Below are 14,492 nucleotides of genomic sequence, written 5' to 3'. Positions count from 1 at the left end.
CTGACCGGCCGCCACCGGCGGCGAACGGGGCGGCGGCGATGCTGGGTCAGGCCTTCGGGCTCTACAGCCACATGCGCAACAACCGGATCAGGTCCGGCTTCCTGATCGCCGGCCTGTTCCTGCTCGTCTACGTCACGGTCTGGGGCCTGCTGCTGGTGGGCTACGGCTATGGCGGCGTGCCCCGCGGGACGACCGCCTATGCGCAGGCCGGGCAGACCTTCTGGCGTTGGCTGCCCTTCACCACGCTCGCCGCCGGCGCCTGGGTGTTCATCGGTTTCCGCATCAATGTCGGGCTTATCAGCGCCGTGTCCGGCGCCAAGGGCCTGACGCGGGACGATAACCCCAAGCTCTACCGGATGCTGGAGAACCTCTGCATCTCGCGCGGCCTGACCGTGCCGAAGCTCGCCATCGTCGAGAGCGAGGCGCTGAACGCCTTCGCCAGCGGCGTCAACGACAAGCAGTTCACGGTCACGGTGACGAGCGGCCTGCTGGCGCAACTCAACGATGCCGAGGTCGAGGCCGTGCTCGCCCATGAACTGACCCATATCCGCAATGGCGACGTCCGGCTGATGATCATCGCCGTCGTCATCGCCGGCGTCATCTCTCTCGTCGGCGAGATCGTGTTCCGCGGGCTGTCGCGCAGCCGCATGAGGATATCCTCGGACGATTCCAAGAAGGGCAGCGGCGTCGCCATCCTGATCGGCTTCGCGGTGATCGCCTTGGCCTGGTTCCTCGCCGTGATCATTCGGCTGTCGCTGTCGCGCTCGCGGGAGTACCTCGCCGATGCGGGGGCGGTCGAGCTCACCAAGAACCCGGATGCGATGATCTCGGCCCTGCTCAAGATCGCGGGCCGCGCCGACATTGAGGGCGTGCCGTCGAGCGTGATGGACATGTGCTTCGAGAACGACCCGGACGATTTCGCCGACCTGTTCTCGACCCACCCTTCGGTGACCAAGCGCGTGCAAGCGCTGGTGCAGACGGCCGGCGGCCGGATGCCGGCGATGCCGCCCCATCCGCCCCGCGTCGCCGAGCGGCAGGATCTGCAGACGATGGTCGCGGAATCGGCAGCGGGTGTCGATCCGGCCGCCCGCGGACCCTGGGCGCGGCCGACAGGGGGCGGCAGCGCCAGCCCCTGAGCGCGTCAGCGCCCGTGCCTGGCCCAGTCCAGCGCTTCCTCGAGCCGGTCGTCGCCCCAGAACAGTTCGCCATCCTCGGTGACGAAGGTCGGGGCGCCGAAGATGCCGATCGACTTGGCGTATTCGATCTCGGCGCGCAACCGGCCCTTGACGTCCTCCCCGCGCGAAGCGGGAAAGGCGACGCCCGGATCGGCGCCCGCCGCCTTCAGCGCCGCGTTCAGCACGGCCTCCTCCGCAATGTTGCGGCCTTCGCCGAAGCCGGCGCGGAACAGCGCCTTCGAGAAGCCCGGCAGCCAGCCGGCTTCGCGCCCCGCCAGCGCGAGCCGCGCGGCGATCAGGGAGTTCTGCGGAAAGGTCTCGGGCCTGACCAGGGCAAGGCCTTCGCGCCCGGCCCGGCGCTCGACGTCACGCCACATATAGCGCCCCTTGCTGGGAAAAAGCGTGAAGGGCGAGGTCGACCAGCCCTGGGCGGCAAAGATGGGTCCGAGCAGAAACGGCCGCCAGCGGATGCTCACATCCGCGGCCTCCGCCAGAGGCTCGATCCTCAGGGCACTCAGGAAGGAATAGGGCGATGCGAACTCATACCAGAAGTCCAAGACAGGACGGTTCGGCATTCGGCCTCCGGAGCAGTCTGTTCGGTTGGGCGCCGCGCTTCAGGAAGGTGAGCCTCCTGCGGCGCGACTGCAAGACGCGGCGAGGTGCCCAAGCGTCATCGGCCCGAGTCATCAACACCCATCCATCAGGCGGGGACGCGCGACCGATCAAAAGGTTCCGATTGCGTCGCCCCCGGTGCTGGGATAGTGCGCCATTGCGTTCGAAAAGCGGCCTTTCGCGGCCGCCATGCCGCAGCAGCAGGATGATGCCAGATGATCGAGAAAAGCGTGAAGAAGGTCGTGCTCGCCTATTCCGGGGGCCTCGACACCTCGATCATCCTGAAGTGGCTGCAGACCACCTATGGCTGCGAGGTCATCACCTTCACCGCCGATCTCGGCCAGGGCGAAGAACTCGGCCCGGCGCGCGACAAGGCGCTGCTGCTCGGCATCAAGCCCGAGAACATCTTCATCGAGGATCTCCGCGAGGAGTTCGTCCGCGACTACGTCTTCCCGATGTTCCGCGCCAACGCCGCCTATGAGGGCGTCTATCTGCTGGGCACCTCGATCGCGCGGCCGCTGATCGGCAAGAAGCTGATCGAGATCGCCGAGAGGCTCGGCGCCGACGCCATCTCCCATGGCGCCACCGGCAAGGGCAACGATCAGGTCCGCTTCGAGCTGACCGCCTATGCGCTGAAGCCCGACGTCGTGGTGATCGCGCCGTGGCGCGAATGGGATCTGCGCTCGCGCGAGCAGCTCATCGCCTTCGCCGAGCAGCACCAGATCCCGATCGCCAAGGACAAGCGCGGCGAGGCGCCCTTCTCGGTCGATGCGAACCTGCTGCACGCCTCCTCCGAGGGCAAGGTGCTGGAAGATCCCGCGCAGGAGGTGCCCGACTACGTCTATTCCCGCACGATCTCGCCCGAGGACGCCCCCGACAAGCCGACCGTGATCAGCATCGACTTCGAAACCGGCGACGCGTGCGCGATCGACGGCGTGAAGATGTCGCCGGCGACGCTGCTGGCGAAGCTCAACGATCTGGGCCGCGACAATGGCATCGGCCGGCTCGACCTCGTCGAGAACCGCTTCGTCGGGATGAAGTCGCGCGGGATGTACGAAACGCCGGGCGGCACGATCCTGGCCGTCGCGCACCGCGCCATCGAGTCGATCACGCTCGACCGCGGCGCGGCGCATCTCAAGGACCAGATCATGCCGCAATATGCGGAACTGATCTATAACGGCTTCTGGTTCTCGCCGGAGCGCGAGATGCTGCAGGCGCTGATCGACAAGAGCCAGGAGTTCGTCACCGGCCAGGTCCGCCTCAAGCTCTACAAGGGCGGCGTCCATGTCATCGGCCGCTCCAGCCCCTATTCGCTCTACGACCAGGACCTCGTCACCTTCGAGGAAGGCGCCGTCGCCTATGACCACCGCGACGCGGCCGGCTTCATCAAGCTCAACGCGCTGCGCCTGCGCACCCTCGGCCAGCGCCGGAAAAAGCTCGGCCTCTGAGCCGGGCTCTCCGACTTCGACGCCTCGTTCACGGGCCGCCTTTCAGGCGGCCCTTTTCGTTTCGGAGCGCGTCTGCAGCACCGCAGCGAAATGCGTCTCAGCCCATTCGACCAGGCCGAGCAGCGGGCCGGCGAAGCTGCGCCCGAGCGGCGTCAGCGAATAGGTCACGCTCGGCGGAACGGTCGGCTGGACGTCGCGATGCACGAGCCCATCCGCCTCAAGGGTCCGCAGAGTCTGCGTCAGCATGCGCTTTGAAATGTCAGGGATCAGGCGGTGCAGCGCGCTGAACCGCCGGGGCCCGACGGCGAGCGCGCAGATCAGCAGTGTCGACCAGCGATCGCCGATCTGGTCGAGCAGCCCGCGGACCGGGCAGCGGCTGGAATCCAGATCTGCCGCCTGCCACAGCTCGAACTTGGCGCCGAGTGCCTCGCAGGCATCCATCGGGTTCCTCCACGGTAACCTGGTGACGTGAACGTGCCGTCTTTTGGCAGGGTCTCAAAGTCTCTATCTGAGACTGGGTTACCACAAGAGACCGGAGAGTTCCATGTCCCATCCTGTTTATGCCGTTACCGGCGCCAGCGGCCAGCTCGGTCGCCTCGCGGTTGCGGCCCTGGTGGCGCGCGTCGGCGCTGCCGCCGTTGTGGCCATCGTCCGCGACCCCGCCAAGGCTGCCGGACTGTTCCCAGCGGGCGTCGCTATTCGCAAAGGCGACTATGATCAGCCGCAGGAACTGGCAGCCGCCTGCGCCGGCATCGAGCGCCTGCTGCTGATCTCGTCGAACGCCATCGGCCAGCGCCTGGCCCAGCACCGCAATGCGATCGCGGCTGCCGGGCAGGCGGGTGTCGCCCGCATCGCCTATACCAGCGTGCTGCGTGCGGACGTCTCGCCGCTGGGCCTCGCCGAAGAGCACCGGCAGACCGAGCGCGCGCTGGCCGAGAGCGGCTTGCCCCACAGCCTGCTGCGCAATGGCTGGTACACGGAGAACTATGCCGCCTCGATCCCGCCCGCCCTCGCCCATGGCGCCTTCATCGGCAGCGCCGGGTCCGGCCGCGTCGCAAGTGCGGCCCGCATCGACTATGCGGAGGCGGCAGCGGTTGCGCTCATCTCCGACGAAGGGCCGCGTGTCGTGCATGAACTGGCGGGTGACAGCTCCTACTCACTAGCCGAATTCGCCGCCGAGCTCTCCCTGCAGGCCGGCAGGACGATTCCCTATGTCGACATGCCGGAGGCGCAGTATCGGGCTGCGCTTGTCGGGGCCGGCCTGCCGGAAGGCCTCGCCGATCTGATCGCCGACTCCGACGCGGGCGCTGCGAAGGGCGCGCTCGACGACGGGACGCAGAGGCTCTCGGGCCTGATCGGCCGCCCGACGACGCCCTTTGCGACGACGATCGCGGACGCGTTGCGCGGCTGAAACCGAACCAAACAGCCTTTCGGGCGTTGGACAGCACCCGCTCCCGAGAGGCCCCGCCATGATCCGCCTGCTTTCGACCACCCTGCTCGCTGCCGCTCTCCTTGCCGCAACGGCGCAGGCGCAGACCGCCGGCCCGACCTCAGGCGCGCCGGCCGAGAAGCCGGCCTCGCCGGCCGTCGCCCTTTGTAAGAATGCGGCTCTGAACACGCTCTCGGCGCGCGAGCCGGAGATCAAGGACATCTATGTCGATGAAGACGGCGCGACGATCGCCGTGTCGGAGACGAAGGTCGAAGACACGCCCGTCACGCGCATCATCATGGCCGAGGCCTATCTGCGGACCGACCGGTCCGACAAGCCGCGGCGTTTCCTCTGCCTGCTCGGCGAGAAGGACAAGGTGCTGCTGACCTTCTTCACCGCCCGCTGAGGGCGGCATCCCTCCGCATTAGGCGGAAGGCTCGTCCACAACGCGCGTCGCCGGACGGTCGCGCCCGTCTGCGACCTCCTCGTGCCAGCGGCCCTGCTCGTCCTGATAGACGATTCCGTCGGTCGTGCCGGCAAGCGTCTGCCGTGCCGCCGCATCACTGGCAGCCTTCAGCGCCGCGTCATGGGACGGATAGGTTTCCGAGAGCACGTCCTGGACCTTGTAGGCCCAGCCGCCGTCATGCTCGACGATTTCGTATCTGACCGTGACCATTGGATCTTCTCCTGATTGCCAGAGAGCAACCCGAGGGAGCCGGCGCGGGTTCCTTCACTCGCCCTGGTCGGCGGCGCGCAACCCGTCCAGCACCGGCATCGAGGTGATGTGGTAGCCGGCATCGACATGGTGCACGTCGCCGGTGACGCCGCCCGAGAGGTCGGACAGATAGTACAGCGCCGAGCCGCCGATCTCCTCCAGCGAGACCGATTTGCGCAGTGGCGAGTTGGCCCGCTGCCAGGAATACATCGCCCGCGCATCCGAGATGCCGGCGCCGGCCAGCGTCCGCACCGGCCCCGGCGACAGCGCGTTGACGCGGATGCCGCGCGGGCCATAGTCGCCGGCGAGATAGCGCACGCTGGCCTCCAGCGCCGCCTTCGCCACGCCCATGACGTTGTAGTTCGGCATGATCCGGGTCGAGCCGCCATAGGTCAGCGTGATCATGCTGCCACCCTTGGGCATGCGCTCGGCGGCTCGTTTGGCGACCTCGGTGAAGGAGAAGCAGGAGATCACCATGGTCCGCGAGAAGTTCTCGCGGCTAGTGTCTGCATAGAGCCCCTTGAGTTCGTTCTTGTCGGAGAAGCCGATGGCGTGGACGATGAAGTCGAGCGTGTTGCGCTCGGGATCGCCGCCCCAGGCCTCGTCGATCGCGGCGAAGGTCGCGTCCACCGTTGAAATATCCTCGACATCGCAGGGCAGGACCAGCGTCGAGCCGACGCTCTCGGCCAGTGGCTTGACCCGCTTGCCGAGCGCCTCGCCCTGATAGGTGAAGGCCATCTGCGCGCCGTGAGCGTGCAGGGTCCGGGCGATACCCCAGGCGATCGAGTTCTGGTTGGCGACGCCCATGACGAGGCCGCGCTTGTTGTGCATCAGGGGGAGCATGGGGACCGTTCGGTTCTGGCGTCAGGAGTTAGGGAGAGCGGAAGGCAGGTCGGTCTGGCTGAAGTCGTTACCCTTGAAGAGGATCGATGCTCCGGCGAGTTGCGCAGCCGCATAGGCGAAGCAATCGCCCATGTTGAGCGCAGCCGGGTGCCGGCCTTTGCCGAAACGGTCGAACGCATCGAGTGCGCCATCAACGTGCGCAGCTTCGTGAGGCGCGACGCTGATCGCGCCCCGCGCCAGAAACTCCAGCACCGTCGCCTTGGCTAGATCGACTGCGACACCGCGCACCCGCACCAGGGCGACGGTCGCTTCATAGATCGCCAGCGGCGAGGTGAAACGCCGATGAGGGCCAGTCAGCGGCGTCCCGAATTGTTCGAAACCAGCCTCTTCGAGAAGCACGGCGACAATGACCGAGGCATCGACATACATGCTAAATGTCGCCCGACAGCTCGTCGTAGAACGCCTTATCGGCCTTCAACCCGGTTTTTGGGTAGGCCGCGACGCGCTGCTGCAAATCCCGTATGCGCTCCAGAAACGGAACGTTCTGGTCCATTTGGAGAAGCTCATTCTGAACGGCCTGCTTGACCGCGTCGGTCAGGCTGACGCCTTTACGCGCCGCCAGTTCCCGCACAGCACGGTCGGCCTCTGGATCGCGAATATGAAAAGCCATCCCGGCACCTCCGTCTAGACGAACCTTATATCCGTCTAGACACGACCCGTCACGCTACAAGTGCTTCTTCACTGCCGCGGCCGTGTCCTTGGACGACGCCAGCGGCACGATCTCAAAGCGGGCGAGGTCGCCCCATTCCAGCACCCATTCCTGCAGCTTGGTGACGTCGTCGCACTGCATCACCTGGAAGCAGCGCGCGAAGTCGGCGGAGATCCAGCTGTCGACATAGGTCAGGCCGTCCGGGATCATCCGGCCCTTCTCGTGGAAGCGGGCATAGATTTCTTTCACCCGCGCCTGGTCGAAATGCTCGATCACCATGAACAGCATCGTCGCGCCCTCAGGCTTCGAGCTTCTTCATCACGATGGTGGCGTTGGTGCCGCCGAATCCGAACGAGTTCGAGAGAACGCAGCCGAGGCCCGCATTGTCGATGCGCTTGCGCACGATCGGCATGTCGGCGAAGGCCGGGTCGAGCTCGTCGATATGGGCGCTCTCGCAGATGAAGTCGTTGTTGAGCATCAGCAGCGAGTAGATCGCCTCCTGCACGCCGGTGGCGCCGAGCGAATGGCCGGTGAGCGATTTGGTCGCGGAGATCGGCGGAGCCTTGTCGCCGGCGCCGAAGACCTCGCGGATCGCCTCGATCTCCTTGGCGTCGCCGACAGGCGTCGAGGTGCCGTGCGGGTTGATGTAGTCGACCTTGGCGTTGACCCCCTGCAACGCCATCTTCATGCAGCGCACGGCGCCCTCGCCCGACGGCGCGACCATGTCGTAGCCGTCCGAGGTCGCGCCATAGCCGACGATCTCGCCATAGATCCTGGCGCCGCGCGCCTTGGCGTGCTCGAGTTCCTCCAGCACGACGACGCCGGCGCCGCCCGCGATGACGAAACCGTCGCGGTTGAGGTCATAGGCGCGCGAGGCGCGCGCCGCGGTCTCGTTGTAGTCGGTCGACATCGCGCCCATGGCGTCGAACAGGACGGACAGGGTCCAGTCCAGCTCCTCGCAGCCACCGGCGAAGATGACGTCCTGCTTGCCCCATTGGATCAGCTCATAGGCGTTGCCGATGCAGTGGTTGGAGGTCGCGCAGGCCGAGGAGATCGAATAATTGACGCCCTTGATCTTGAACCAGGTCGCCAGCGTGGCGGACGCGGTCGAGGACATGCCCTTGGGGACCGCGAAGGGCCCGACCTTCTTCGACGAGCCGCTCTCGCGGGCCTTGTCGTAGGCGTCGATCAAAGCGCGGGTCGAGGGACCGCCCGACCCCATGACGATGCCCGTGCGCTCGTGGCTGATCTCCTTCTCCTCGAGCCCGGCATCGGCGATGGCCTGCTCCATCGCGACCTGGTTCCAGGCCGAGCCGCCGCCGTGGAAGCGCATGGCGCGACGGTCGAGCACGGTCGAGGGGTCGAGCGTCGGCACACCCGCGACGCGGCTGCGGAAACCGTGCTCGGCAAAATCCGGCATGAAGGAGATGCCGGATTTGGCCTCGTGCAGCGAGGACAGCACTTCCTGCGTATTGTTGCCGATGGACGAGACGATGCCCATCCCGGTGACCACCACGCGTCTCATGCTCTTTTCTCCGGCTTCATGGCGCCTTGGCCGGACGGCTCGATGTCCGGCGCGCGCTCGTCGATCCCGCGCAAATGGACTGCGCGGCTGGCGCGCGCAAGGTCGCGGCGCGCTTTTCCCCCAACGGCATCGCCCCGGGGCATCCCTCCGAAGCGATCCCGAACGCCCTACGCCGCCTCAGGCTTGAACAGGCCGACGCGCATGTCGCTGACCGTGTAGATGCGCTTGCCGTCGGCCTCCAGCCAGCCATCGGCGATGCCGAGGACCAGCTTGGACTTGAAGACGCGCTTGAAGTCGACGCCGTAGACGACCTGCTTGACCGATGGCAGCACCTGGTCGGCGAATTTGACCTCGCCGACGCCGAGCGCCCGCCCGCGGCCCGGCAGACCGAGCCAGCCGAGGAAGAAACCCGTGAGCTGCCAGAGCGCATCGAGGCCGAGGCAGCCCGGCATCACCGGATCGCCCTTGAAGTGGCAGTCGAAGAACCAGAGGTCCGGCTTGATGTCGAATTCGGCCCGGACGAGGCCCTTGCCATGCTCGCCGCCCTCTTCCGCGATCTGGGTGATGCGATCGAACATCAACATCGGCGGCAGCGGCAATTGGGCATTGCCCGGCCCGAACAGCTCCCCACGGCCACAGGCGAGGATCTCCTCGTAGCTGAAAGACGATTGCCGCTGCATATCCCGTGTCGCTCCATCCCGGCCGTCGGATGCGGCCGTCTCGATGCCGTGCCTAACACGCCGCCCCGCCCGAACGAAAGGGCGCATGGCTCGGCCGCCGCAAGCCGCGGCTCCGGCGTGGAGCGCTTGCGAGCCCGGCTGCGAAAGCTTACATCCGTTCTCAACAAGCAGGGTGGGCAGCCGCTCCACCCCTGAGGGAGCTTCGCCAGCAGCGATGAGCGATCTGATTTCCCAGGATGCGGGCTATGGGTCGAGCGTTCGGAAGGGTTGCCCGTTCCACGATATCCGCCAGCGCCTGCGTCGGGTCGGCCTGCGGCCGACGCGACAGCGCGTCTCGCTGGGCTGGGTCCTCTTCGCCCGGGGCGACCGGCATATCAGCGCCGAGATGCTCTACGAAGAGGCGATGAAGGAGAAAATCCCGGTCTCGCTGGCGACGATCTACAACACGCTGCACCAGTTCACCCAGGCCGGGCTGCTGCGGGAACTGGCGATCGACGGCGCCAAGACGTTCTTCGACACAGACAGCAGCGAACACCATCACTTCGTCGTCGATGGCGAGAACACGGTGATCGACATCCCTGCCGAGGCGGTCGATGTGGCAGCCCTGCCCGAGCCGCCAGCGGGCTACGAGATCGCCCGTGTCGACGTCGTGGTGCGGCTGCGCAAGATCGACGCCTCGCCGCAGTGAGACGCCTCCCGGCGCATCAGTCCACCTTTTCGTTGGGATACACGCCCCAGAGCCGGTCCTGGCGCAGATAGCCTTCTGTGCCGCCGATGCTCACCCGGCACCAGCTGCCGGCGCAGGACGCGACATTCGCGATGACGCCGGGCTCGAGCCGCGCGACGACCGCCGAGCCCTCTCCCGCCTCGCGAAGCAGCGAAAGCGTTTCACCCTTGGCCTTCGACCAGGGCGCGACCAGAGCCGTCCGCCGGCCCGAAAGCAGACTGTGCAGCACCCAGCCCTCCGAGCCGTCGGCATCGCGCACGCGCCGCCAGGTCTCGAACTCCGCGACGATCTCGACCGGCAGCCCGGCGCGTTGGTAGACCCAGCGGGTGCGGTGCTCCTTCGAGGGGCCTTCCCGCAGATTGACGCGGTCCGTCTTCAGGCTGACATAGCGCGGCACCGGCAGGCCGGTGACCGGACCCGCCTGCATGTCCTGAGCTCGAGCGATCGGTGCCGCCATCATCGCCGCCAGCAGGGCCAGCCCCGCCAGAACGCTCCGTCTCGCCGCCACCATCCGTTCGATCTCCATCCAGCACCCGCCCGCCTGCCAGGGTACCCCGGCGAAGGGTCATGTTGTCATCCGTCGTCACGCCACTTAGAGAACGGGCGAAGCCGAGCGATCCTGCCGCCCCCATTCCTGAAGCCCTGCGGTTAATGAGGGGTTGAGGCCAAAAGGCGGCGGGCGCCGGGCAGCGGAGGAGGAGGCGTCCATGTCGAAGAAGAAGCCGCTCGTCGTCGTGACCCGCAAACTGCCCGCCGTGGTCGAAACGCGGATGCGCGAGCTGTTCGATGCGCGTCTCAACATCGACGATACGCCGATGAGCCAGGCCGCCCTGGTCGAGGCCGTCAAGACCGCCGATGTCCTCGTCCCGACCGTGACCGATCGCATCGACGCCAAGATCATCGCGCAGGCCGGCGACCAGCTGCGGCTGATCGCCAATTTCGGCAATGGCGTCGACAACATCGACGTCGCCAGCGCGGTGCAGCGCGGCATCACCGTGACCAACACGCCCGGCGTTCTGACCGACGACACTGCCGACATGACGATCGCCCTGATCCTCGCCGTCGCCCGGCGCATCGCCGAGGGCGCGCGCGTCATTCCGGACGACGAATGGGCGGGGTGGTCGCCGACCTGGATGCTGGGGCGACGCATCACCGGCAAGCGGCTCGGCATCGTCGGCATGGGCCGGATCGGCCAGGCGGTGGCGCGCCGTGCGGCCGCCTTCGGGCTCTCGATCCACTATCACAACCGCAGAAGGCTCGATGCGCGGATCGAGGAGAAGCTCGACGCCACCTACTGGGACTCGCTCGACCAGATGCTGGCACGCATGGACATCGTCTCGGTGAACTGCCCGCATACGCCGGCAACCTATCACCTGCTTTCGGCACGCCGGCTGAAGCTGCTGAAGCCCGACGCCATCCTCGTCAACACCGCGCGCGGCGAGGTCGTCGATGAGACGGCGCTGTCGCGGATGCTGGAGGCGGGCGAACTGGCCGGCGCCGGGCTCGACGTGTTCGAGAGCGAGCCGGCGGTCAATCCGCGCCTGCTGAAGCTCGCACGACAGCACCGCGTCGTGGTGCTGCCTCACATGGGTTCGGCGACGCATGAGGGCCGCGCCGAGATGGGCGAGAAGGTCATCGTCAACATCAAGACCTTCATGGACGGCCACAAGCCGCCGGACCGCGTGCTGCCGAGCATGCTCTGAGGCGGCCCGGCCGGCCGCGGGCCTGGTCTCAGGCTCGCAGCCCGGCGACGACCGCCGGCCAGTGACGAAAGTCGTCGATCACTGCAAGCGCGCCGGCCTCGGCCAGACGCCGGGCGCTGCGCGCCTTGTCATGGGCCACGCCGGTGAAGCCGACGACCCGCATGCCTGCCGCCAGTGCCGCCCTCACGCCGGGGACGGAATCCTCGATGACGAGGCAGGATCGCGGCTCGGCCTCCATCGCGGCGGCCGCGTGGAGGAACACGTCCGGATGCGGCTTGCCGCGGGCGACCTGCGAGGCCGAAAAGATGTGCGGGTCGAACAGCTCAATCAGGCCGGTGATGGCGAGGTTGCGGCGCAATGGCGCGAGGCTCGTCGAGGATGCGACGCAGCGGCGGCCGCCGATCGAGGTCACTGCCTCCCGCACGCCCGGCAGTGCGCGCAGCTCGGCCTCGAGCCGCAATGCCACGGCATCCTCGATCCGCTGCTCGAAATCGGCCGGCAGGGCGCGCCCATGCGCGGCCTCGATGATCTTGATGCCGTCCGACCAGGGAATGCCGACGATGCTGTCGACATAATGGTCGAGGGTCCAGCTGGTCAGACCCAGTGCATGGCAGGCGGCGAGGCTGACCTCGCCATAGAGCGTCTCGGTGTCGATCAGCGTGCCGTCGCAGTCATAGATGATCAGGTCGGGCATCGCGGCGGCGTTCGCCTGCGACCGAATCAGTCGGCGCGAGCCGTGTCGAACTGCCCGGTCTTGCGGAAGCGCCAGAGATAGGAGGGCACGATCGCCTCGACCGAGACCGGGGCGATGCCCAGCCCCTCGAAGCTGCGTCCCTCCGCGACGGCGGCCGCCGAGACGACATTGTCGCTTTCGAGGAGCGTCACCTGGTCTCGTGTCAGCTTGATGGCGTCCGGCAGCAGGCCCAGCGTCAGCGTGTCGACCAGTTCCAGGATCCGCGCCTGGATCCGGGCGAGCGGGAACGGCAGCGGTACCAGCAGGCGCTTGCGGTCCGTCACCTCGCAGATATAGGCGAGCAGTTCGCGGAAGCTCTTCACCTCCGGGCCGCCGAGTTCGTAGACGCGGCCGCCGGTGACGCCCCCGTCGACCCCGCGCGCCACGGCCTCCGCGACGTCGCCGACGAAGACCGGCTGGAATTTGGTTTCGCCTCCGCCGATCAGCGGCAGCACCGGCAGCACCCGCGCCAGCGCGGCGAAGCGGTTGAAGAAGCCGTCCTCCGGCCCGAACACGATCGAGGGGCGCAGGACCACCGCTCCAGGGACGGCGGCCAGAACGGCGGCTTCGCCCTCGGCCTTGCTGCGGGCATAGAGGGATTTCGAATCGCGATCGGCGCCGATCGCGGAAACCTGGACGAGGCGCGCGATGCCGGCGGCCGCACAGGCCTGGGCGATCGCCCTGGCTCCGTTGGCCTGCACACCGGCGAAGCTCTGCCGCCCGCCCTCCTGCAGGATGCCGACGAGATTGACGACGGCGGCGGCACCCTTCACCGCGGCGGCGACCGAATCGGGATAACGCAGATTGGCCTGGACCGCATGGATCTGGCCGACCATGCCGAGCGGCTGCAGGAAGCCCGCGAGATCGGGCCTCCGAACCGCGACGCGGACGCGATAGCCACGCTTCACCAGCGCCCGCACCACGTGGCGGCCAACGAAGCCGGAGCCACCGAAAACCGTGACGAGTTGCTGGCTCGGAAGGGACAGGTCGTTCGCCATCGTCGGCTGGCCTCATGCGCGCGGGTTTCGGATGGCTCCTAAAGCATTTCACCCCTGTCTGGAAAGGTGCTTGCGCCGGATGCGGCACCGTGGCGGGACCTGCCGGGCTGCCGCCGGATCAGGCAGCGGCGCCTGCAATTGAGGCATTCGCCAAGCCGAAAACCGCTCTTTTAAGCCGATGTTCTTGCGACGTCTCGTCTCTACTTAACTCGTTCTTCAGGCCCCCGGCCGTAAACTGCATGACATCTTCCGCAACGTCAGATCGAGGGTTCGTCGTGAGATCCATTCGCAACAAGATTCTGGGCCTGATCGGCATCGTCGCCGCCGGTGCCGCGATCGCCCTCGCCTTCGCCCTGATCGCCCTCTCGGGCATCGAGGACATGGGCCAGCGCGTCTCGCGGCAGAATGACGTCGCCCTCGCGACCGAACGGCTGAACGTCGCGGTCAACCAGCTGAGCGAGGATTCGCGGCTGGCCTACATGGCCCGCAACCCCAACGAGGCGAAGAACGCCGCGGCCGCGATCGAAAAGGGCCTCGAACAGCTCAACGACCGGCTGAGGATCTTCACCGGGATCGTCCCTGCCGACGCAAGGGAGCGCGCCGCCAAGATCGGCCCGTTGGTCGCCGAATTCGCCGGCATCCGCTCCGAGACCGCCAAGCTCGCTCAGGAGGTCTCCGGCCGCGCGGCCGACGCCTGGGGCAACAGCGAAGCCAGCCGCCGCAATCGTGCGGCTCTGATCGAGGAACTCGGCGGCTTCAGCCGGCTCAACGAGCAGGCCGGCAATGCGATCGAGACTGAGGCTGCGGCTTATGGCGGACGGATGCGCCTGATCATTCCGCTGACGCTGCTGGGGCTGCTCGGCATCTCGGTCGCTGCTGCGATCGCCTTCTCGCGACGCGCCATCGTCAAGCCGCTGCTCGATCTCGGAGGGGTCATGGACCGGCTGATCGCAGGCGACACGACGATCGAGGTGCCGCATACGCAGCGTCTCGACGAAATCGGCGCCATGGCGCGCTCCGTTTCGGTGCTGCGTGAGACCAGCGAACAGGTTGCGATCCTGCAGCAGCAGGAGCAGGCGGCGGCTGCGGCGCGCCTGGCGCGGGCGCAGTCGATGGAGGCGGTGGTGAGCGATGTCGGCGAGGTCGTGGCCGCGGCGGCGGCGGGCGATTTCTCGGCGCGGCTGCAGATCGACCA

19 protein-coding genes are annotated in these 14,492 nt (G+C 67.3%); 7 read left to right on the top strand and 12 right to left on the bottom strand.

The annotated features are described in order from the left end of the window. Window positions 1–1,136 (top strand): M48 family metallopeptidase (locus Q8M82_RS07965; protein WP_305690834.1); only part of this gene is annotated, 1,136 nt, incomplete at its 5' end. 5 nt (window positions 1,137–1,141) lie between these two features. Here the strand turns inward: Q8M82_RS07965 and Q8M82_RS07960 are convergent. Next, window positions 1,142–1,750: a 2-hydroxychromene-2-carboxylate isomerase gene (locus tag Q8M82_RS07960; RefSeq protein ID WP_305690833.1), complete on the bottom strand. Its 609-nt coding sequence runs from the start codon at window positions 1,748–1,750 to the stop codon at window positions 1,142–1,144. Window positions 1,751–2,002: 252 nt separating this feature from the next. On the opposite strand from Q8M82_RS07960, the gene Q8M82_RS07955 reads away from it, so the two are divergent. Beyond that, entirely contained in the window at window positions 2,003–3,235 is a 1,233-nt protein-coding gene (locus tag Q8M82_RS07955; protein WP_305690832.1) for an argininosuccinate synthase, read from the top strand. Window positions 3,236–3,277: 42 nt separating this feature from the next. Here the strand turns inward: Q8M82_RS07955 and Q8M82_RS07950 are convergent, their stop codons facing one another. After that, window positions 3,278–3,676 (bottom strand): winged helix-turn-helix transcriptional regulator, encoded by a 399-nt coding sequence (locus tag Q8M82_RS07950; protein ID WP_305690831.1) that lies wholly within the window; start codon window positions 3,674–3,676, stop codon window positions 3,278–3,280. A 103-nt stretch (window positions 3,677–3,779) separates the two neighbouring features. On the opposite strand from Q8M82_RS07950, the gene Q8M82_RS07945 reads away from it, so the two are divergent. After that, a complete protein-coding gene (locus Q8M82_RS07945; protein WP_305690830.1) occupies window positions 3,780–4,646 on the top strand; it encodes an SDR family oxidoreductase in 867 nt (288 codons plus the stop codon). A 58-nt stretch (window positions 4,647–4,704) separates the two neighbouring features. Beyond that, window positions 4,705–5,070 carry a hypothetical protein gene (locus Q8M82_RS07940; RefSeq protein ID WP_305690829.1) on the top strand — a complete coding sequence of 122 codons (366 nt, stop codon included), beginning with the start codon at window positions 4,705–4,707 and terminating at the stop codon, window positions 5,068–5,070. A gap of 18 nt (window positions 5,071–5,088) precedes the next feature. On the opposite strand, the gene Q8M82_RS07935 is transcribed toward Q8M82_RS07940, so the two are convergent. The 7 genes from Q8M82_RS07935 to fabA form a co-directional block, all read right to left on the bottom strand. Further along, window positions 5,089–5,340, bottom strand: a complete 252-nt coding sequence (locus Q8M82_RS07935) for a DUF2188 domain-containing protein (protein ID WP_305690828.1) — start codon at window positions 5,338–5,340, stop codon at window positions 5,089–5,091. A 54-nt stretch (window positions 5,341–5,394) separates the two neighbouring features. Further along, window positions 5,395–6,222, bottom strand: coding sequence for an enoyl-ACP reductase FabI (gene fabI, locus Q8M82_RS07930; RefSeq protein ID WP_305690827.1), 828 nt, complete (start codon window positions 6,220–6,222; stop codon window positions 5,395–5,397). Between the two features lie 21 nt (window positions 6,223–6,243). Next, on the bottom strand, window positions 6,244–6,651 hold the full coding sequence (locus tag Q8M82_RS07925; protein ID WP_305690826.1) for a type II toxin-antitoxin system VapC family toxin: 408 nt from the start codon (window positions 6,649–6,651) through the stop codon (window positions 6,244–6,246). Window position 6,652: 1 nt separating this feature from the next. Further along, entirely contained in the window at window positions 6,653–6,892 is a 240-nt protein-coding gene (locus Q8M82_RS07920) for a type II toxin-antitoxin system VapB family antitoxin (RefSeq protein ID WP_305667483.1), read from the bottom strand. A gap of 54 nt (window positions 6,893–6,946) precedes the next feature. Next, complete coding sequence (locus Q8M82_RS07915; protein ID WP_305690825.1) at window positions 6,947–7,219, bottom strand: DUF3303 domain-containing protein; 273 nt, start codon at window positions 7,217–7,219, stop codon at window positions 6,947–6,949. A gap of 10 nt (window positions 7,220–7,229) precedes the next feature. Beyond that, window positions 7,230–8,456: a beta-ketoacyl-ACP synthase I gene (fabB, locus tag Q8M82_RS07910; protein ID WP_305690824.1), complete on the bottom strand. Its 1,227-nt coding sequence runs from the start codon at window positions 8,454–8,456 to the stop codon at window positions 7,230–7,232. Window positions 8,457–8,623: 167 nt separating this feature from the next. After that, window positions 8,624–9,136: a 3-hydroxyacyl-[acyl-carrier-protein] dehydratase FabA gene (fabA, locus tag Q8M82_RS07905; RefSeq protein ID WP_305690823.1), complete on the bottom strand. Its 513-nt coding sequence runs from the start codon at window positions 9,134–9,136 to the stop codon at window positions 8,624–8,626. Between the two features lie 214 nt (window positions 9,137–9,350). On the opposite strand from fabA, the gene irr reads away from it, so the two are divergent. Then, complete coding sequence (gene irr / locus Q8M82_RS07900) at window positions 9,351–9,824, top strand: Fur family transcriptional regulator Irr (protein WP_305690822.1); 474 nt, start codon at window positions 9,351–9,353, stop codon at window positions 9,822–9,824. 16 nt (window positions 9,825–9,840) lie between these two features. On the opposite strand, the gene Q8M82_RS07895 is transcribed toward irr, so the two are convergent. Further along, window positions 9,841–10,389 (bottom strand): SH3 domain-containing protein, encoded by a 549-nt coding sequence (locus Q8M82_RS07895; protein ID WP_305690821.1) that lies wholly within the window; start codon window positions 10,387–10,389, stop codon window positions 9,841–9,843. Window positions 10,390–10,570: 181 nt separating this feature from the next. Between Q8M82_RS07895 and Q8M82_RS07890 the strand changes: the two genes are divergently transcribed. Next, a complete protein-coding gene (locus Q8M82_RS07890) occupies window positions 10,571–11,566 on the top strand; it encodes a 2-hydroxyacid dehydrogenase (RefSeq protein ID WP_305690820.1) in 996 nt (331 codons plus the stop codon). Between the two features lie 28 nt (window positions 11,567–11,594). Here the strand turns inward: Q8M82_RS07890 and Q8M82_RS07885 are convergent, their stop codons facing one another. Both Q8M82_RS07885 and Q8M82_RS07880 read right to left on the bottom strand, forming a co-directional pair. Beyond that, a complete protein-coding gene (locus Q8M82_RS07885; protein WP_305690819.1) occupies window positions 11,595–12,260 on the bottom strand; it encodes an HAD family hydrolase in 666 nt (221 codons plus the stop codon). Window positions 12,261–12,286: 26 nt separating this feature from the next. Continuing rightward, window positions 12,287–13,297, bottom strand: coding sequence for a complex I NDUFA9 subunit family protein (locus Q8M82_RS07880; protein ID WP_305690818.1), 1,011 nt, complete (start codon window positions 13,295–13,297; stop codon window positions 12,287–12,289). Between the two features lie 275 nt (window positions 13,298–13,572). On the opposite strand from Q8M82_RS07880, the gene Q8M82_RS07875 reads away from it, so the two are divergent. Next, a partial coding sequence (locus Q8M82_RS07875) for a HAMP domain-containing protein (RefSeq protein WP_305690817.1) occupies window positions 13,573–14,492 on the top strand: 920 nt, incomplete at its 3' end.

Origin of the sequence: Allobosea sp. (assembly GCF_030694325.1) — a bacterium.
GTDB lineage: Bacteria > Pseudomonadota > Alphaproteobacteria > Rhizobiales > Beijerinckiaceae > Allobosea.
The sequence above is the reverse complement of the archived record's forward strand: the minus strand, read 5'-3'. Positions and strand labels throughout refer to the sequence as shown.